The sequence below is a fragment of the Paenarthrobacter sp. YIM B13468 genome, from assembly GCF_042788025.1.
Lineage (GTDB): Bacteria > Actinomycetota > Actinomycetes > Actinomycetales > Micrococcaceae > Arthrobacter > Arthrobacter aromaticivorans.
Map to the genome: position 1 here is coordinate 1 of NZ_JBHZPI010000003.1, position 17,792 is coordinate 17,792.

The 17,792-nt window shown below is 58.9% G+C and carries 18 protein-coding genes; 15 read left to right on the top strand and 3 right to left on the bottom strand.

Annotated elements, in window-relative coordinates; genetic code table 11:
• Positions 1-239: 239 nt before the first annotated feature.
• Positions 240-1,739, bottom strand: a complete 1,500-nt coding sequence (locus ACFX4T_RS03655) for a PAS domain S-box protein (RefSeq protein ID WP_377650819.1) — start codon at positions 1,737-1,739, stop codon at positions 240-242.
• Positions 1,740-1,949: 210 nt separating this feature from the next.
• Here ACFX4T_RS03655 and ACFX4T_RS03660 point away from each other — a divergent pair, with 210 nt between their 5' ends.
• From ACFX4T_RS03660 to ACFX4T_RS03690, 7 genes are all read left to right on the top strand, one after another.
• Entirely contained in the window at positions 1,950-3,113 is a 1,164-nt protein-coding gene (locus ACFX4T_RS03660) for an acyl-CoA dehydrogenase family protein (protein WP_377650820.1), read from the top strand.
• A 9-nt stretch (positions 3,114-3,122) separates the two neighbouring features.
• Complete coding sequence (locus ACFX4T_RS03665; RefSeq protein ID WP_377650821.1) at positions 3,123-3,500, top strand: hypothetical protein; 378 nt, start codon at positions 3,123-3,125, stop codon at positions 3,498-3,500.
• Positions 3,501-3,502: 2 nt separating this feature from the next.
• The gene (locus ACFX4T_RS03670) at positions 3,503-4,000 is read left to right on the top strand and encodes a nuclear transport factor 2 family protein (protein ID WP_377650822.1); all 498 of its coding nucleotides are present in this window, start codon (positions 3,503-3,505) and stop codon (positions 3,998-4,000) included.
• Positions 4,001-4,022: 22 nt separating this feature from the next.
• Positions 4,023-5,303, top strand: coding sequence for a Rieske 2Fe-2S domain-containing protein (locus tag ACFX4T_RS03675; protein WP_377650823.1), 1,281 nt, complete (start codon positions 4,023-4,025; stop codon positions 5,301-5,303).
• Positions 5,293-5,850 (top strand): aromatic-ring-hydroxylating dioxygenase subunit beta, encoded by a 558-nt coding sequence (locus tag ACFX4T_RS03680; protein ID WP_377650824.1) that lies wholly within the window; start codon positions 5,293-5,295, stop codon positions 5,848-5,850. Before ACFX4T_RS03675 ends, ACFX4T_RS03680 begins: the two co-directional genes overlap by 11 nt.
• A gap of 7 nt (positions 5,851-5,857) precedes the next feature.
• Entirely contained in the window at positions 5,858-6,598 is a 741-nt protein-coding gene (locus ACFX4T_RS03685; RefSeq protein WP_377650825.1) for an SDR family NAD(P)-dependent oxidoreductase, read from the top strand.
• A gap of 62 nt (positions 6,599-6,660) precedes the next feature.
• Complete coding sequence (locus tag ACFX4T_RS03690; RefSeq protein ID WP_377650826.1) at positions 6,661-7,617, top strand: PDR/VanB family oxidoreductase; 957 nt, start codon at positions 6,661-6,663, stop codon at positions 7,615-7,617.
• Between the two features lie 128 nt (positions 7,618-7,745).
• Here ACFX4T_RS03690 and ACFX4T_RS03695 read toward each other — a convergent pair whose 3' ends face one another.
• The gene (locus ACFX4T_RS03695; protein ID WP_377650827.1) at positions 7,746-8,363 is read right to left on the bottom strand and encodes a response regulator transcription factor; all 618 of its coding nucleotides are present in this window, start codon (positions 8,361-8,363) and stop codon (positions 7,746-7,748) included.
• A gap of 224 nt (positions 8,364-8,587) precedes the next feature.
• Between ACFX4T_RS03695 and hpaC the strand changes: the two genes are divergently transcribed.
• The 3 genes from hpaC (at position 8,588) to ACFX4T_RS03710 (ending at position 11,837) form a co-directional block, all read left to right on the top strand.
• A complete protein-coding gene (gene hpaC / locus ACFX4T_RS03700; RefSeq protein ID WP_377650828.1) occupies positions 8,588-9,103 on the top strand; it encodes a 4-hydroxyphenylacetate 3-monooxygenase, reductase component in 516 nt (171 codons plus the stop codon).
• Entirely contained in the window at positions 9,103-10,386 is a 1,284-nt protein-coding gene (locus tag ACFX4T_RS03705; RefSeq protein ID WP_377651006.1) for an amidase, read from the top strand. The genes hpaC and ACFX4T_RS03705 overlap by 1 nt, the downstream gene beginning before the upstream one ends.
• A 71-nt stretch (positions 10,387-10,457) precedes the next feature.
• Positions 10,458-11,837, top strand: a complete 1,380-nt coding sequence (locus ACFX4T_RS03710) for an MFS transporter (RefSeq protein WP_377650829.1) — start codon at positions 10,458-10,460, stop codon at positions 11,835-11,837.
• 138 nt (positions 11,838-11,975) lie between these two features.
• Here ACFX4T_RS03710 and ACFX4T_RS03715 read toward each other — a convergent pair whose 3' ends face one another.
• A complete protein-coding gene (locus tag ACFX4T_RS03715; RefSeq protein ID WP_377650830.1) occupies positions 11,976-12,245 on the bottom strand; it encodes a hypothetical protein in 270 nt (89 codons plus the stop codon).
• A gap of 207 nt (positions 12,246-12,452) precedes the next feature.
• Between ACFX4T_RS03715 and ACFX4T_RS03720 the strand changes: the two genes are divergently transcribed.
• The 5 genes from ACFX4T_RS03720 (at position 12,453) to ACFX4T_RS03740 (ending at position 17,636) form a co-directional block, all read left to right on the top strand.
• Complete coding sequence (locus tag ACFX4T_RS03720) at positions 12,453-13,556, top strand: mandelate racemase/muconate lactonizing enzyme family protein (RefSeq protein WP_377650831.1); 1,104 nt, start codon at positions 12,453-12,455, stop codon at positions 13,554-13,556.
• Positions 13,557-13,597: 41 nt separating this feature from the next.
• Entirely contained in the window at positions 13,598-13,876 is a 279-nt protein-coding gene (gene catC / locus ACFX4T_RS03725) for a muconolactone Delta-isomerase (protein ID WP_377650832.1), read from the top strand.
• A 63-nt stretch (positions 13,877-13,939) separates the two neighbouring features.
• Positions 13,940-14,794 carry a catechol 1,2-dioxygenase gene (catA, locus tag ACFX4T_RS03730; RefSeq protein WP_377650833.1) on the top strand — a complete coding sequence of 285 codons (855 nt, stop codon included), beginning with the start codon at positions 13,940-13,942 and terminating at the stop codon, positions 14,792-14,794.
• Between the two features lie 100 nt (positions 14,795-14,894).
• Positions 14,895-15,854, top strand: coding sequence for an MFS transporter (locus tag ACFX4T_RS03735; RefSeq protein ID WP_377650834.1), 960 nt, complete (start codon positions 14,895-14,897; stop codon positions 15,852-15,854).
• A gap of 366 nt (positions 15,855-16,220) precedes the next feature.
• Positions 16,221-17,636 (top strand): aldehyde dehydrogenase family protein, encoded by a 1,416-nt coding sequence (locus ACFX4T_RS03740; RefSeq protein ID WP_377650835.1) that lies wholly within the window; start codon positions 16,221-16,223, stop codon positions 17,634-17,636.
• Positions 17,637-17,792 lie beyond the last annotated feature (156 nt).

The following is a 17,792-nucleotide window of genomic DNA, read 5'->3' on the forward strand; positions in this document are numbered from 1 at the left end:
GGAGCGGGAGGTACCGGACACGCGCACGGTGGGGGACCGGCGTCGAACGCTGTTGATACTTCCGGCGCCGCCGGACTCTTGCTGCTGATCGGACTGGAAATCACGACGGCGTTGCTAGCCGCCACCCTCGTTGCCCGACTCAGGCGACGTATGCAACCCCTTTCCAGATAGGCTGTACGGCCGCTGTTGAACGGCATGTGGGGCGACAAGATGGCGCCCAACAGCGATGCAAGCCGGAGCTATTTAGGCAGGACGTCTTCAATCTCCGTCAGTGGCAGTTCAAAGGTGAAAGAAGCACCCCGGGACTCGTTTTCTTCAGCATAGATGTGGCCGTGCTGGCGGGTGATGATCCTATGGCTGAGAGCCAGGCCTATGCCGCTGCCCGTTGCCTTGGACGTAAAAGCACCATCGAAAATCCGTCCGTCCGGAATATGGGAAATTCCTTTGCCGCGGTCTGCTATTCGGAATACACCAGCTTCTGATGTTGCGTAAGTCGTAATGGTGATGTGTCTTTCGCGCTCCGGCCAACCTGACATTTCATCGATGGCATTGTGACAAAGATTTAGGACAACCTGTCCTGTAAGGACTTTTTCGCAACGGATCCAAATAGGTTCCTCGCTCATGACGAGTTGGACCTCGGTGTTGGATTGGTCCGCTCGTAACTGCACGAAGTACATGCAGTCCCGGACGATCTCGTTTAAGTCCACGATTTGCTCGGAATGCTCAAGTTGAACAACAAAATCCCGCAGGCTTTTAACAATCTGGTTGGCGCGTTCAATCTGCAACCGGGCATTCTTGAGGCCGTAAAGTAGATCGTTCGCGTTTAGGTCAGAACCCTGGACTCGACGGGAAACGCCGTCCACGAAGTTGGTCGCTGCTGCCAACGGTTGACCGAGTTCATGAGCGATGGCCATCGCCATGTCTCCCATGGCGTTGTAGCGTCCCAGATAATTCAGGTGCTCAAGGTCACGCCGATGTTGTTCCTCCGCAGCAACTTGGTCCGTGATGTCCTGCAGCATCAGCATGGTTCCCGTGAGGTCCTTTTCCAAGGAAATGTACTGGCAACTAATGCCAAACCATCGGTTGGAGCCATCAGGTTGGGTGACTTCAGCCCTGATGGCGGTTGATGCTCCGTCATCGGCGCGGTAGGTGGTGAGGACTTTCTTGAGGGCCGACCGGGACGATGCCGTGCAGAGTTCCAGGAAGTTCTCGCCGAGGAGGTTTTCTGTTCCCCGGTTCAGTTGAGTGGTGGCGGCTCCGCTCGCGAATGTGATGGTTCCTTTCGCGTCCAGGACCAGGATTCCCTCAGCCATCCGCAGGAGGAACGCCTGCAGCCTTCCCTCAAGGCGTTGAAGGTCGGACTTCAGCGACTCTTCTTTCTCGATATCCCTGAACTGCACCATGATGGCCTGACCGTGACTCAGGTCCACCCTTGTAGCGATTGCTTCCGTCATGATATTCCGGCCGGATTTGGAGCGGTACATCCATTCCGTGCGGCTGATTCCACTGTCGACAGCGTCCTGCAGCCATTTCACGCCAACAGAGCGGCGGTACCTGACGTCCGGACTGCTCATATCAGGTGCTTTTAGAGGCTTGAGTTCCTCGACTGTGAAACCCAGCATCTGACAAGCCGCGTCATTTGCCCACAGGATGTTCTTTGTCACTGCGTCGTGGACGAGGATGCAGTAGCTGAGGGCTTGTACAAGCCGCTCGTGGTCAGCCCTGTCAAGCGCAGCCATAGGTGCAGTGTGTGTCGGGGGATCTGCAGGAGTCGACGAAAAACCGTTTCTTGAAGTAGCCACACGTGATCCTAGCCCCGTGCAGCGCTTTCCCGTATAGGTATTTTCCTTATGACAGCCGGGTATTTCCTTGGTCCAGGCCTACGAATCACCGATTGAACGCAACCTCAGCCACAAATACTTTGGATGACAGAGAAATACATTCAGCCGATGATTGAGATTGGAAACCAAATGACCGAGGTTCTGGCAGCAGCCCCGCAGACGACATTGGATCATGTGCTTAAAGTGGTCGCGGAGCGCCGGCACGAATTCGGCGAGCAGAAATTTGTTCCACATGACGTCATCTCAGAGTTCAAGAGGGCTGGGATTTTCCGGGCCGCGACGCCCAAGGTATTCGGGGGAGATGCCTTGCCGCCGAGCCAGTTCCTTCGCATTGTCGAACAGATCGCAGCTGTTGATGCTTCGGCTGGATGGGTGGCTAGTTTCGGGTCCTCGAACGTTTATCTGGCGGCTTTGCCGTTTGAGTCCCAAACAGAGTTGTATGCTGCAGGCCCCGATGTCACCTTCGCGGGTGGACTGTTTCCCGTACAGAAGGCCGAGCGCGTTGCCGGCGGTTGGAACGTCAAGGGCGAGTGGAAGTTCTCCAGTGGTTGCAAAGGTGCTGACATTCTGGGCGTAGGTTTGGTCGGCACGGCACAAACCAACGGCAAACCCCTGACGGCCCTCTTGCGTCCGGAGGACGTGGAAATCGTCGAGAATTGGGACGTCATTGGCCTCAACGGCACGGGCAGCCACGATCTCCGCGTTCACGGCAAGACTGTTGCCGACGAATGGACGTTTGTGCGGGGCGCTGAGTCGACGGTAGATGAAGCACTGTACCGGTACCCGACTGTAGCCTATGCGGCCCAAGTACTGGCTGTTGTGAACCTGGGCGCTGGACGGGCCGCCTTGGATTATGCCATCGAGACAGGCAGCGGCAGCAGCGGAATCACCGGGGCGCCCAAACTCGCGGACAGGGCCTACTACCGCATAGAGGTGGCCAAGGCCGAAGCTGAACTTCGCTCGGCCAGGGCATTCTTCTACGACATCTCCGACGAGGTCTACGACACGGTCGAGACCGGTTCCCCCGCCTCGGATAAGCAAAAAGCCCTTCTTCGCCTTGCTTCAACCCATGTAGCAAAAGTTGGTGCGAAAGCGGTCCAGACCGCCTACATGCTCTCCGGGACCGCGGCTATTTATGACACAAACCCCATGCAGCGGTACCTCCGCGACGCTTCTGTAGTGACTCAGCACGCCTTCCTGGGTGACGGAATTTACGACGGCGCCGGCGCCGTACTGATGGACCAGCCGCCGGCAATCCCGGCCTTTTTGTAGAAGGAAAAGATGACCCACTCTGAAACACAGCCGCTGCGCGTACTCTTCTGCATCGGCATCAACCAAAACTTCTTCGACCTGCCCAAGAGCGGCATCGGCGCCGTCTGGACGGCGTTCTCCGGCATGATGGCCGACATGGCGCGGATGCCCGGCGTAACTGTCATCGGAAACATGGATGATGATTCGCACATGGTGGGCCCATCCGATGGTTGGCCTTGGACCTGCTACATTCTGGCCGATGTTGATACCCAGGAAACCGTCAAGGCAGCCTGCAACCTGTTCCGCACCACCATGGTCGGCGACTACGCGCTCTGGAGGTACGCCAAGATCGAAGCCCGGATCGGTCGGGCGCTGGTGATCCGCGACGACGTTGAAACAGTGCAGTAGCCATGGTCCGCGAAGCAGTCGCCGGCCAGGCGAAACGACTGGCCGACATGGAAAATCGGGACGCCGTACGGGCAACCCTCAATCGGTACATGGACCTGTGCGATGTACCCAGGGAGGCATTCCAGTGGGACGAGATGGCAGAACTGTTTACGCCGGATGCAGTCTGGGAAGGCATCGGCCCTGAGTACACCGGCAAGTTCGGTCGCCTCGACGGCAGGGATTCAATCCTTTCGATGCTGGCGCAGTACCTCCCGCCGGCCCTGCATTTCAAACGCAATCTCCACCTTCTGGGAAGCGGACAGATCACGACCGGAGGCACCACGGGGACCGGTCGCTGGGTCATGCAACAGCTGTCCGAGTACGAATCAGGCCGGACGGAAGTCATCGGCGCACGGCTAAGCGTGGATTTTCACCTATCAGACGGTCAGGCCCTGATCACGCACTTCCGGACGGAAAAAGTTATCGCGACCGACCTGTCCACAACAGCCATAAACGCCTAATAGAACTACTAAGGAGCACGTCATGACGTCACAAACATCAGAAGGGACCGGCGGCTTCGCTGGCCTGGCCGCCGACGACCGGGTTGCGGCGCAGCTTTACACCGACCCGGAAATCTTCGATTGGGAGATGGAAAAGATCTTCTACAGCACGTGGGTGTGGGTTGCCCACGAGAGCGAGATTCCCGAAGCAGGCAGCTTCAAAATGTCACACATCGGTTTGCAGCCGGTCATCGTGAACAGGGACCGCAAGGGCAACTTCAACGTACTCCTCAACCGTTGCCGCCACCGCGGCGCCAGTGTTTGTGAAGTCCCGAAGGGCAAAGCCAACGGCTTTACCTGTCCTTATCACTCCTGGTCTTACTCGCTTGAAGGCAACCTGCGGGGCATTCCGTACCCGGACGGCTACGAAGGCGTAGCCGAGAAGAAGGATCTCCCGCTCCAACGCTTGCGTGTGGAGAGCTACAACGGCTTGATTTTCGCCACCTTCAAGACGGATATCGAACCGCTGAGCGACTTCCTTGGCGATGCCAAAATCTGGATCGACCGCTTCATGAAGCAAGGTGCAGGCTACCCGGTTAAGGTCCAGGGCGAACACAAGTTCCGCTTTGACGGCAACTGGAAAATCCAGCTGGAAAACACCACTGACGGTTACCACTTCCCGATTGTCCACCGTTCATGGATGGCGTCCGTAGACGCCGAGACGGCTGACATGCTGTCCTTCATGACCGATGAGAACGCGGTCACGCACGCACTCGGAAACGGACACAGCGTTGCCATCATGGTTCCGGAGCACGTCGACCTCGAAGAAGACGACGGCACCGAAGAACTCCAGGAACGCTTCCGCCACATCATCGATGAGCTGTCCGAAACCATGCCGCAGGACCAGGTCCGTCGAATCATCCGCTCCATGCACGGCGCAGGTTACAACCTCAACCTGTTCCCGAACCTGTCCCTGTCCATGTCCTTCTTCCGGGTCCTGCGCCCGATCTCGGTTAACGAAACAGAGATCCAGCACATGGCCCTGGGGCTGGACGGCGGACCCGAGAGCGTCAACCGTGAACGCCTCCGGATCCACGAACACTTCCAGGGACCGTTCGGATTCGGCACATCGGATGACTCCGAAGCCTGGGACCGCGTACAGCGCGGTGCCGTGGCCAACCCGGAGATGCCGATCCTCGTCAACCGCGGACTCGGCCGTGAAGAAACCGTAGACGAGGGATGGAAGACCTCGCATGTGACGGACGAAACCGGCATGCGCGAATCATACGCAATGTGGAAAAGGATGATGGGCAATGACAACTGAAACCACCGCAGAAGTAACCGGTATCGACAACCGCCCGGCGCTGGAAACGTATGAGCTGGGTCTGGGCCAACTGGAACAGCCCTTGGTTGGCAAGGCGATTGAACTTATCTGGCGCGAGGGCCAGTTGCTGGATGACAAGAAGTACGAAGAATGGCAGACGCTCTACACGGCGGACGGCAAGTACATCATCCCGGTTGACCCCGACACACAGGACTTCGAGTCTTCGCTAAACATGGTCTACGACGACGCCAGGATGCGCCACATGCGTGTCACCCGACTGGTGCAGGGGTATTCGATGTCCGCCGTAGCGGCAGCCCGGACGTCCCGAACCATCTCCCGGTTCACGGTGGAAGACGTGACGGAGGACACTGTAACGCTTCGCTCCGCGCAGGTCCTGGTCGGATTCAAACGGGACAAGTTCCAGGTTCTCGGGGCGGACCTGACGCACCGCATCCGGTTCGATGGTGACGACGCACGCATTGAATTCAAGCTGATCCGCCTTGTTAATTCCGACGCGGCCGTAAACGCCTCCGGATTCCTCCTCTAGGACAACCATGAACAACGTTGCACTCGTCACAGGAGCGGCCCGCGGCCTCGGCGAAGCCATCACGCGGAAACTGCACAAGGAAGGCTACCGGGTTGCCATCACGGGGACCACTGCTGCTTCGGCGCAAGCCGTGGCCGACAGCCTGGATGCCTCCGGTGAGACCGTTTGGGCAGGCGCCCTTGACATCCGTAAAAAGTCCGACTGGGAGTCCGTCAGGGATGCTTTGATCGAGAAGTGGGGAGGCGCGGACGTCCTTGTCAACAACGCAGGACGATCAACCGTAGCACCGTTGCTCGAGATCACTCCGGAACAGTTCTCTGCCAACGTGGAGATCAACCTCAACGGAACGTTCCTTGGTTGCCAGGTATTCGGCCCGCACTTCCGGGACCGCGGCTACGGTCGCATCGTCAACATCCATTCTCTTGCGGGCCACACTGGGGGGACGTCCACGGGCGCCCACTATGCGTCCTCCAAGGGCGGAGTCTCGACACTCACGAAGATTTTTGCCCGTGAATTCGCTGGAGCCGGCGTCACGGTAAACGCCGTCTCGCCAGGCCCGTTGGACTTGCCGGTTGTCTATGAAACCGTCGAGTCGGCCAAGCTGGAAAGCGTTAAGGCGAGCATCCCTGTGGGGCGTTTGGGTGACGCCGATTTCATCGCCGATACGGTTGCGCTGCTGGCCTCCGCTGGGGCGTCATCAGTCACCGGAGCATGCTGGGACATTAACGGCGGACTCTACATGCGCTGAGCGGGTACTTTACCCGTCATCAGCGCAGCACCCACTGTCAAGACAAGAAAGGAGCGTTCCCCATGGGTATGTTCAAAGTACGCGTTGCCGAAGTGCTGGAGGAAACCAGCAATATCAAGTCCTTCCGCCTGAAGCGCGCGGACGGAGCACCATTTGACCCTTATCCTGCGGGGGCGCACATCGACGTGGTGGGACCAACCGCCGTCGTCAGGCAGTACTCACTGTGCAGCCCGCCCTACGAGCTGGACGAGTACCTGGTGGCGGTCAAACTGGAGGCGGATTCCCGTGGTGGTTCGCAGGCCCTTCACGATGTGGAGGTAGGCCAGGAGCTGGAAATCAGCGCGCCCCGGAACCTGATGGACCTGGCGGAAGATGCTGATAGGCACGTTCTGGTCGCGGCAGGTATCGGCGTTACCCCCATGATCAGCATGGCCTACCATCTGCAAAGGGCCGGGCAAGAGTTTGAGTTGCACTATTTTGCCCGTTCCCACACTGAGGCTGCCTTTGTCGATCTGCTGGAGAACCGGAGCGGTTTCAGTGACCGCGTGGTATTCCATTTCGGGTTGTCTCGTGATGAACAGCGTGCGGTCTTGGAAACAGCTGCTTCCTCATTGACGCAAGAATCGCACGTCTACACCTGCGGACCCGAAGGCTTCATGGACCGGGTCAAGAGCATCGCCGCTGAAAAGGTTCCGGAAGACAACGTTCACATTGAACACTTCCGGGCTGGCGAGCCAACTGACACCAGCGCCGACGTGCCCTTCGAAGTCGAGCTTGATGACGAGGTGTATGAGGTACCGGTGGGCAGGTCCATCGTCCAGGTTCTGGAAGAGAACGGTGTGGAGGTAGACACAACCTGCCAGGAAGGAATCTGCGGTACGTGCATCATGGGTGTTCTCAAAGGCGAACCTGACCATAGGGACCAGTGCATGTCCAGCAGTGAAAAGAAGGCCAATGACCAGATTGCTGCATGTGTTTCCCGTGCCAAGTCGCCCCGATTGGTACTGGAGCTCTTCTAAAGTCATGCTTCCCGACTAAAAGTCAAAGGCGGTTGCGCTTCCCAGCGCAACCGTCTTTGGCTTTTGGTGAACTCAACCTTTTCGATATCAGGCCGTCTACCCGGCTGGAAAACTGGGAGGCGTGCTTATTAGACCTGCACATTATGCTGCAGGATGTCCCGGACGAGCGTCGCAATGCTGTCGGCGCCGGTTTTTGCTTTGATCCGGGTGCGATGTACGTCAACTGTCTTGACACTCGTGCCAAGCTTTCTGGCGATGTTTTGGCTGGGCAGCCCATCAATGACGAGAGACAGGATTTCCCGTTCCCGCGGGGTAAGAGCTGAGATCCGGAGTTCGACTTCTCTGCGATCCTGGTTGGCCTCGAACCGCTCCTGGGCTAGCTCCAACGTCTCCTGCACCACGTCAAGCATGTGCTGCGGATCGTATGGCTTCTCGAGGAAGTTCACCGCGCCCTGTCGCAAGGCCTTCACGGACATCCGAATGTCTCCATGTGCCGAAACGAAAATGATCGGAATGGGGGAGGAGATTTGGTTCAGTGTCTCCTGCAGCTGGAAACCGCCGGCCCTGGGCATTCGCACATCCAGGACGAGGCACGACGGAGTAAGCGGATCGTAACCCTCCAAGAAAGAGGCTACGTCGTAGAAGCTGCGGGACTTGATGCTGACTGACTCCAGGAGCCAAGCAAGGGACTTACATAGTTCCTCGTCGTCGTCGACGATGTATACGAGAGCTTCGGGTGAATGCATGATGGTGTACTGCCTAAGGCCTAGAAGGGGTACTCGACGTTATCCAACCCCGGGGTTGGAAGTCAATCAAATCCGACTAAGGAAATTGCTTACACATCTGAAGAGAATTCTGAATGGATGTGGAAATACTCGCAATACCTGTTAGGCGGGATTTTGAATAGATTCTCATCATAAGCATTCAGCAGACGACCAGCGCTATCGGTCGAGACAATGGGAGAATCGAAATGACTGAGCTTACACAAATACAAAAGGATTTCCGTTCCGCCATGGCGCATCTGCCGGCGGCCGTGAACGTCGTGACCACGGCGGGCCCTCACGGACGGGTCGGTATCACTGTCAGCGCAGTCTGCTCCGTCACTGATGCTCCCCCCACAGTTTTGGTGTGCGTGAACCAGAGCAGTGCAACACATGACATCTTCAACAACAACGGCCAGGTTTGCATCAACGTTCTCAGCGGCGAAGACGAGGAGCTTGCCCGGCATTTTTCTGGTGCGACCCGCGTCCCGATGGAAGAACGCTTTGGCTGGGACATTTGGGAGAACGGCGACGACGATGTACCGGTTCTGCGTGACGCCTTGGTCAAAATTGTAGGCCGCATCAGTGGTCGCACCACACAGGGGTCCCACTCGGTGATCTTTGTTCAGGTGGACCGGGTTGAAGTTCAGGAGGAGCGCGACAGCCTCGTCTACTTCAAGAGGCAGTTCCACCGCCTGGCCGTGACGCCGGAGCTCGTAGCTTGATGTTGCTTCGGGATCTCGCTGCGGCGCTGCGCAATGGTTCACGCACTCCGGTTACCACGCTCGAAACGGCGCTGACCGCCGTCGGGCAAATCGAAGGTGAGCTGAAGGCGTGGGTCGAAATCGATGCCGAGGGTGCCCGCAATGCCGCCAAGGCGCTCGAGGCATCGGATGCACCCCGGGGTCCCTTGTGGGGCGTACCCGTTGGCATCAAGGACCTCGTCGATGTGGCCGGGTTACCCACCAGGTGCGGAACCAGCTTGCGCGGTGACCAACCTGCGGGGAGCGACGCCGACTGCGTCCAGTTGCTGCGCAGCGCGGGTGCTGTGATTGTGGGGAAAACAGTAACCACAGAATTCGGCTACTTCAGGCCGGGTCCAACGAGGAATCCAGCCAACAGGGACTACACTCCTGGCGGATCTTCCAGCGGCTCGGCCGCAGCTGTGGCCGCGGGTACCATTCCACTGGCATTGGGAACACAAACAGCGGGATCGCTGACGCGGCCCGCTTCGTTCTGCGGTGCTGCGGGATTCGTCGCGGCGACCGGGACGTTTTCACTTGCCGGAGTCGCCGGCCTCAGCCATTCGCTCGACTCCCTCGGCTTTCTCTGCCAGTCCGTAGCTGATCTTCAGTACGTGTGGGACGCGCTGCGGGATCCTTCGCAGCCAGCGGTCCCGGCCGCACACCCCGAAGCTGCCAGCCTCCTGCTCTGGGACGGAAGCGAGTTGGGCGAGCTCAGTCCCGCTATGTCCGAGGCGCTGGAACACGCAAAAACAGTTGTGTCGGGTGGCATGGCCGAGTGGTCCGAGCACGGGCTTGTTGTCCAGCTTGCTGACGCCCACGCCACCGTCATGGCTTATGAAGCCGCGCGTGAGCGTTCGGCTGAACTTCCATACCTCGACCAGCTCAGCGCTCCCTTGGCAGAACTGCTCAATACTGGACTAGTCACTGCTGAGGACGATTACAAAGCGGCGTTGGAGACCATCTCCTCGGGCCGGAAAAAGGTCCTATCCCTGTTCGACTCCTGTGACGCAATCTTGGGCCCGGCAGCACTGGGCGCGGCACCCAAGGGCATCGAGGCCACCGGAACACCCGTCTTGAGCAGGCCCTGGCAGGCTCTTGGACTTCCCGTCATCGCCATCCCGGGCCTCCACGATGACTCAGGCATGCCGCTCGGCCTTCAGCTCATCGGCCGGCCCGGCCACGAGGAGACCCTTTTTTCCATAGCTCAATATATCGAAGCCGCACTCACCCCTTCCCGCATCCCCGCCTTCCCCAACCCCTAGGTACAAAGATGTCCTTCACTCACGCTTCTCCAAAGCCAGGATCCCTGTCCGAAGCGGTATCCCAGCGCAGAATGAATAAACGCGCCTGGACCATCACCATCATGTTGATCTTGTTCCAGATCATCGCATTTGCCGACAAAGCGGTCCTGGGGCTCGTAGCGCAGCAAGCAATACCCGACCTCGGAATCAGCACCGTCGAGTTCGGTTTTATCGGCAGTGCCTTTTTCTTCCTTTACGCCATAGCCTCGGTCCTGTTGGGTCTCTGGGCAGGGAAAGTACCTATCAAATGGGTTCTCGTCGCCATGGGTCTGAGCTGGGCGGTCCTGCAGTTTCCCATGTTCCTTGGGGGAGGAGCGGCCGTACTGTTGGTTACCCGGATCCTCCTGGGTGCAGCAGAAGGGCCCGCAACTGCGATGTCCCTGTCCTCTGCGCACTCATGGTTCCGTCCCGCGGAACGTGCCATGCCGAGCAACTTGATTGCGATCGGTTCCACACTTGGACCTGTCATCGCCGCACCGGCTCTCGCCGTTGTGATCGCCTCCCTTGGATGGAGGTGGGCCTTCGGAGCGCTCGGCATTATCGGTGCGGTGTGGGTTTTGGTATGGATCTTCATGGGGTCAGATGGGCCTTTTGGCTCCAAGTTCGCAGCGAAAGCAGGTGAGCGGGTTCCCGATGAATCCCCCACGAACAGTGATGAGCCGAATGATGGCGGCGAAGTTGATCGGCTGGCAGCCTTTGACTCGCAGCACAAAGTGCCTTGGAAGGCGCTACTGCTGAGCGGGTCCTTCGTTGTAGCCGTGTTTGCGGGATTCACCAACTTTTGGACCCAGGGCTTCCTCACCACCTGGTCGCCAAAATACTTGGCGGGAGCGGTTAACCTCTCGCCGGAACTCGTCGCGCTGGTCTTCACCTTCCCATGGCTGTTCGGGGCAGTAGTGCTGTTGGGACTGGGGGTCCTCGGCAGGTCCCTGATGCGCAAGGGCCACAGCGTGCATAAGGCCATCGGGGTTCCGTTCGGCATTTCCCTTGCGGTGGCGGGCCTGTGCTTTGTCCTGCTTCCGGCGACGTCGGGCACCACCTCCGTTGTTCTTCTGACAATTGCTGCCGGGTGCAGTGTCATTTACCCCATGGCGCCCACGGCCATGGCCTATGCCGCCGGCCCCAAGCAACGCCCGGTGCTCATGGCTGTTCTCGGTGGCGTGGCGTCTGTGGGAGCCATCGTTTCCCCGACGGCCGTCGGGCTTTTCATGGACGGAGCCGGTTACAGGACCCCGGCTCCGGGAACGAAGGACACAGCCGAGATGATCATCAACATGACAGCTGGTGTGAACCAGTCGTTCGGCGTCGCGGGCGCGCTCCTGTTGCTCGCCGGCGTGCTGTCTGTGTTGTTCATGAACCCGGACAAGACCGCCTCCCGTTTGCAGGCGAAATACCCGGTGCCCAACGTCTAGCCGCGACCTTCCCGGCTCTGGACAAGCTCCTGCGGCCAAATACGTAGCGGCCCCACCGACAGTTTCGGTGGGGCCGCTACGTTTTTCGGTTGCAGTGTTAGTGTCGCTGGTTCTGATCAGCCAAGGTTTCCGAGCTGTTCAAGCCCAAACGGCATCGGCAGTCCAGAACTCCAATCCGTTCTCGCTGAGGCCATGTTTCCACTCGGATGTCCGGCGGAGCTGGGGCTCGATCTGCGCAGTGACGGCATCTGCCGCATCAGGACCATCCTGATCCACTTGCCAGTGCACCCAATTGACCTCCAGGTCATTTTCATCGTGAACAAACAGGTCCACGTGATGCCAGCCGTAGCCGAAGGTGTCCGTATAGCAGGTCAGGAACATCCGATCGTGATTCTTGGGGTAAGGCATGGAGGGTCTCCTTTCACGTTGTTGGTGAGAAGGCTATTGGGGAATTCCTTACTTCAAAAGGGGATAAATCTTTACGGGGTACCGTGTTTTCTCGTCTTTCGGTTGCTTCAAAAGCCGTTGAGGATTGTAAACAAGCGGCGGCATCGGCTTCCTGGGAAGGCGGACGCCGCCGTATCAATGTCCTTCAAAAACTCCTAAGGCGACACCGTGAAGATTGAGCAGATCGAAGCGATTCCGTATTCGATCCCCTATGTAAAGCCCCTGAGATTCGCCAGTGGCGAGGTCCACGAGGCCGAACACGTCCTGATACGGGTGCATACGGACGATGGGGTCGTGGGCATAGCCGACGCTCCACCGCGGCCCTTCACCTACGGCGAAACGCAGGAGTCCATCATCGCGGTCATGAACAAGATCTTTGCCCCTGCCATCACGGGGCTTGATCCGCTTGACCGCGGAAAGATCCATCAGGTTCTCAACCGGACGGTCAATAACCATGCTGCCAAGGGAAGCCTGGACATTGCCCTTTGGGACATCGTGGGAAAAGCCACCAATACGTCAGTGCATCAGCTCCTGGGTGGATACACAGATTCCATGCAAGTGAGCCACATGCTCGGGTTCAAGCCGGCGCAGCAGCTCCTTGAAGAGGCGTTGAGCTTTCGTGAGACGTACGGCATCAATACCTTCAAACTAAAAGTTGGTCGCCGCCCGCTGTCCCTGGACGTCGAAGCCTGCCGGGTTCTGCGTGCCGGCCTCGGAGCAGATACCGAACTGTACCTTGATGCCAACAGGGGATGGACAGCGAACGAAGCTCTGGAAGTTCTCCGCCTCACCTCCGATCTTGGCCTGACGCTTCTTGAAGAACCGTGCGATGCCAAAGAAGGTGTGAGCCGGCGTCGACTGGTCGACAAATCTCCTATCCCCGTAGTGGGCGATGAGAGCGTACCTACGGCAGGCGATGCGTCGCGTGAACTGCTTTCCGGCGGCTGCGATGCCATCAGTATCAAGACAGCCCGTAGCGGCTTCACGGAAGCCCAGCAAATCCTTGGTCTTTGCACAGGCCTTGGCGTGGATGTGGTCATGGGCAACCAGATCGACACCCAGATTGGGACGCTGGCCACGGTTACTTTTGGTGCCGCCCATGAGGCCACATCCCGCCGCGCAGGCGAGCTGTCCAATTTCCTGGACATGTCAGATGACCTTCTGGCGGATTCAACCGTCATCCGGGACGGCCGCATCGCTGTACGAAACGACCCAGGTGTGGGGGCGTCCATCGATCCTGCGAAGCTCGAGCGTTACCGGCAAGACATCTGAGACCCGCTGCCAACATAACAATCACCAGCTAAGGAGATGTAGTGCTCTACCTGGTCCGGATGGACGTCAACATTCCCCGCGAGCTGCCTGCAGAGGAGGCCGCCGCCATCAAACAGAGGGAAAAGGACTATTCCCAGAGCCTCCAAAAGGAGGGCCTGTGGTCCCACCTTTGGCGCGTCGTGGGTGAATATGCCAACTATTCGATTTTCGACGTCACCAGCAACGACGAACTTCACGAAATCCTGCAGGCGCTACCGCTTTTTCCGTACATGGAGATCGAGGTAACCCCGCTGGCCAAGCACCCGTCTGCCATTAACTGAAATCCCATAGCCCGAACAATCGGCCGTCTCACCGATGAGACGATCCATGAAAGGAACGCAATAATGTCAGTCGAAACCACCGCCACCGCCGCTGCATCTGGGGCCAATGCCACTGAAAAGTTCAGGGCCCACAAGACGGCCGCAGCTGAAGTCAGTGCGGAACGCGTCAATCTCCTGGCGTCACGAGCGATCAAGGCCATCATCGATACCGTTACAGAGGAAAAGGTCACCTACGACGAGTACAACGCCTTGAAGGCTTGGCTCATCCGCGTAGGAGAAGACGGCGAGTGGCCGCTTTTCCTCGATGTCTGGATCGAGCACTCCGTTGAGGAAGTAGCCAACGAGCACCGTGAGGGCAGCAAGGGCACCATCGAGGGTCCGTACTACGTTCCGGGCTCGCCTGTGCTTCACACGCCCGCTGCCCTGCCTAAGCGGGAGGACGAAGCCGGCACACCGCTTCTCTTCCAGGGGCGCGTCACGAACGTAGCCGGGAAGGCTCTGCCCGGTGCCCACGTTGAAATCTGGCATGCGGACGACGCCGGTTACTACTCCCAGTTCGCTCCGGGTATCCCGGAGTGGAACCTGCGCGGAACGGTTGTTGCCGACAATGACGGAAACTACCAGATCAATACGCTGCTGCCCGCCCCGTACCAGATCCCCACGGACGGTGCCTGCGGCCAGCTCATCGCTGCTGCAGGATGGCACGCCTGGCGCCCTGCCCATCTTCACCTCAAGGTAAGCGCCCCCGGACATGAACTAATCACGACGCAGCTCTACTTCACGGCAGATGAACATCTGTCCGATGACATCGCTTCCGCTGTGAAGCCGGAGCTCATCCTGGATCCGAAGCTGGCAACCAGCGGCAACGGCAAGGAAGTTTCCTACGACTTCGTACTGGATCCCGCTTCCCCCAAGTAACAACCCTGGGGCACGCACCTGTCGTCAGGGGCGTGCCCCGGTTCCGATTTAACGGGGGACTGATTGATTCAAGGAACGTTTCCATGTCTCAGCCGGGATCGTGTTTCCCAAGCTCTTTTTTGGCACCTTACCACCGGCCGCCGGAGCGCTTCTCGCATTCATCATCCTGCTTGGTGGCTATGTTGTCCGGCCACTGGGTGGAATTGTCATCGGTCATTTCGGTGACCGGTACGGCCGAACGAAGGTGCTCTTCCTGACGCTCATCCTGATGGGTGCCAGCACCTTCGCGATGGGCCTTTTGCCACCAACGGATCAAATTGGCCTCGCTGCCCCCTGGATCCTGGTGGCTCTGAGACTTCTCCAAGGTCTTGCCCATGGGGGAGAGTGGGCGGGCGCCACGCTTATGTCGATGGAGCATTCGCCCAGGCGCCAAAAGGGGTTGGGTGCCAGCATTGCAGCGGCAGGTGGACCGGCCGGCAGCTTGCTGGCGGCACTGATCCTGGGCCTCGTTGCTATGCTGCCGGAGCAGCAATTCCTGGCGTGGGGCTGGCGAGTGCCTTTCCTCATTTCCCTTATGGTTGTTGTCTTCGGGCTCTGGCTCAGGATAGGGCTCGATGAGTCCCCCGAATTCGTCAAGGAGGTGGAGGCCAGCGCAGCCCGTGAAGGTCTGCCGCTGTTCAGCGTCCTCAAAAACTACCGCAACGTGGTCATCGGCGGCGTGGTAGTTGGTACAGGTGCCCTCTTCGTTCAAGGACTTTTGGCTGCTTTCATGATCCCGTACTTGGTTGGAACGGGCGGCATGGACCGCTCGGGAGCCTTCATGCTGTTTTCCTTGTCCAGTCTCCTTCAAATATTTACCCTGCCGTTCTTCGCAGCGATGTCCGACAAGGTCGGAAGGAAACGGTGGTTGTTCACGGCCAGCATGATCTCGGTCCTGCTGATTTGGCCCGTGTTTCAAATGTTCGGCTCACAGAACGCCGTTCTGATTGCTATGGCCTTTATTGTGGGCAACGCTGTCATTGTCAGCGCAACTTGGCCCCTTCGGCGCCTACATGAGTGAGCGTTTTGACGTACGCTCGCAATTCACCGGAGTTTCCCTTGGATTTCAGGTCGCCGCAATGCTTGGGGCCGGACTTGCGCCGTTGCGGCGCAGGCACTCGTAGGGGAGACAGGTTCCTTGCTTCCGGTAGCGCTGACTGCCGCAGGACTGCTTGGCCTGGCCGTCGCCGCTGACCGGAAGGAATCCTTGAACTCGTCATCCCGCCCGCAGGGCGCACTTTTTCATCTGTAAGGAAATCTTTATTCAACGCTTGTGGAAAAAAGATTGGCCGCCATCTACCCTTGTGATACGAGCCACAAATCATAGGCCCAGTTACCCCATTTACGCTGCAACTGCCAGCGCCCACTGATCTATGCAAGGAGCCCCATGAGCGTCGATACGACTCTTTCGACCGGGAACGAAACTCGGGACAACATGCCTGCGACCCGGACGATCTTTGACCCGGCCACCGATCAGCCGATCGCCGAGGCCCCCATTCACACGGTGGAAGATTTGGAAAAAGCTGTGAGAGCAGCGAAGGCTGCACAGTCGGCATGGGAAGGCCGCGGGCACGATGGACGGGCGGAGCTGTTGAATCTAGCCGCGGACGCGATCGAGAAGTCAGCCGAGGAACTTGCTGTGCTCCTGTCGCGCGAGCAGGGTAAGCCTTTGAACGGCCCCAACGCGCGATTTGAAGTAGGGGCTTGTTCGGCCTGGCTGCGCGTCGCTGCAGGCACCAAACTGGAACCTGAAGTGGTAGTGGACGACGGCGAAACGCGTGCTGAATTGCACTACCGGCCCATCGGCGTCGTAGGTGCCATTGGACCGTGGAACTGGCCGATGCTGATCACCGTCTGGCAGATTGCCGCGTCTTTGCGCATGGGCAACACGGTGGTGGTGAAGCCATCGGAGTACACCCCGCTGAGCGTTTTGGCCTTGATTGAAGTAATCAACACCGCACTTCCCAAGAATGTGCTGCATGCAGTTTCGGGTGGACGTGATGTAGGTGCCCGTCTTGCAGAGCACCCCGCGATCGGCAAGGTCATGTTCACCGGCTCCACCGCCACGGGCAAGGCGATCATCCGTTCCTCCGCGGACACTGTCAAACGGCTCACGCTGGAGCTCGGTGGCAACGACGCCGGCATCGTCCTGCCGGATTCGGATCCGAAGGCCATCGCCGAAGGCCTGTTCTGGGGCGCGTTCATCAACACCGGCCAGACCTGCGCCGCCCTCAAGCGCCTCTACGTCCACGAGTCCCAGTACGAGGCCGTCTGCACCGAACTCACCGCAGTCGCCCAAGCCACGCCAATGGGAGTCGGGCTCGACGAAAACAACGTCCTCGGCCCGCTGCAGAACCGCCAGCAGTACGACATCGTCGCCCGTCTGGTGGAGGCGGCAAAGGCTTCCGGCGCCCGGGTCCTGATCGGCGGCAACCCCGACGCCGACGCTCCCGGCAACTTCTACCCCACCACCTTGGTAGCGGACATCGACAACGACAACCCGCTGGTTGCAGAGGAACAGTTCGGCCCTGCCCTGCCGATCATCAAGTACAGCACCGTTGACGAGGCCGTCGCCAGGGCGAACGCGCTCGACGTCGGACTCGGCGCCTCAGTCTGGTCCTCCGACCCGGCTGCCGCCCGCGAGGTCGCCTCGCGCATACAGGCCGGAACCGTGTGGATCAACTCCCATGGAATGGTGAATCCATTGATACCTTTCGGCGGAGCCAAGCAGTCGGGATACGGCCTTGAGTTCGGCGTGGAAGGCCTCAAGGCTGTCAGCGTCCCCCAAGTCATTAACGGTTGAATTAGCGGCTGTGTTGCTCGCTGCTGCCGAGGAAGGGTTGGTGCACGTTGTGCGCCAACCCTTCCTGTTTGTGTCCGCCATCAGGTGGCGGACAGGGTGCCCGCTCGGATGCTGTCGGTGGGCCGTTAGTGAGTAGGGATCTGAGCGGCCAGCAAA

Coding starts and splice junctions, on each gene's coding strand:
- ACFX4T_RS03655 (WP_377650819.1), bottom strand. CDS start 1,739: ATGGCTGCGCTTGACAGGGCTGACCACGAGCGGCTTGTACAAGCCCTC.
- ACFX4T_RS03660 (WP_377650820.1), top strand. CDS start 1,950: ATGATTGAGATTGGAAACCAAATGACCGAGGTTCTGGCAGCAGCCCCG.
- ACFX4T_RS03665 (WP_377650821.1), top strand. CDS start 3,123: ATGACCCACTCTGAAACACAGCCGCTGCGCGTACTCTTCTGCATCGGC.
- ACFX4T_RS03670 (WP_377650822.1), top strand. CDS start 3,503: ATGGTCCGCGAAGCAGTCGCCGGCCAGGCGAAACGACTGGCCGACATG.
- ACFX4T_RS03675 (WP_377650823.1), top strand. CDS start 4,023: ATGACGTCACAAACATCAGAAGGGACCGGCGGCTTCGCTGGCCTGGCC.
- ACFX4T_RS03680 (WP_377650824.1), top strand. CDS start 5,293: ATGACAACTGAAACCACCGCAGAAGTAACCGGTATCGACAACCGCCCG.
- ACFX4T_RS03685 (WP_377650825.1), top strand. CDS start 5,858: ATGAACAACGTTGCACTCGTCACAGGAGCGGCCCGCGGCCTCGGCGAA.
- ACFX4T_RS03690 (WP_377650826.1), top strand. CDS start 6,661: ATGGGTATGTTCAAAGTACGCGTTGCCGAAGTGCTGGAGGAAACCAGC.
- ACFX4T_RS03695 (WP_377650827.1), bottom strand. CDS start 8,363: ATGCATTCACCCGAAGCTCTCGTATACATCGTCGACGACGACGAGGAA.
- hpaC (WP_377650828.1), top strand. CDS start 8,588: ATGACTGAGCTTACACAAATACAAAAGGATTTCCGTTCCGCCATGGCG.
- ACFX4T_RS03705 (WP_377651006.1), top strand. CDS start 9,103: ATGTTGCTTCGGGATCTCGCTGCGGCGCTGCGCAATGGTTCACGCACT.
- ACFX4T_RS03710 (WP_377650829.1), top strand. CDS start 10,458: ATGAATAAACGCGCCTGGACCATCACCATCATGTTGATCTTGTTCCAG.
- ACFX4T_RS03715 (WP_377650830.1), bottom strand. CDS start 12,245: ATGCCTTACCCCAAGAATCACGATCGGATGTTCCTGACCTGCTATACG.
- catA (WP_377650833.1), top strand. CDS start 13,940: ATGTCAGTCGAAACCACCGCCACCGCCGCTGCATCTGGGGCCAATGCC.
- ACFX4T_RS03740 (WP_377650835.1), top strand. CDS start 16,221: ATGAGCGTCGATACGACTCTTTCGACCGGGAACGAAACTCGGGACAAC.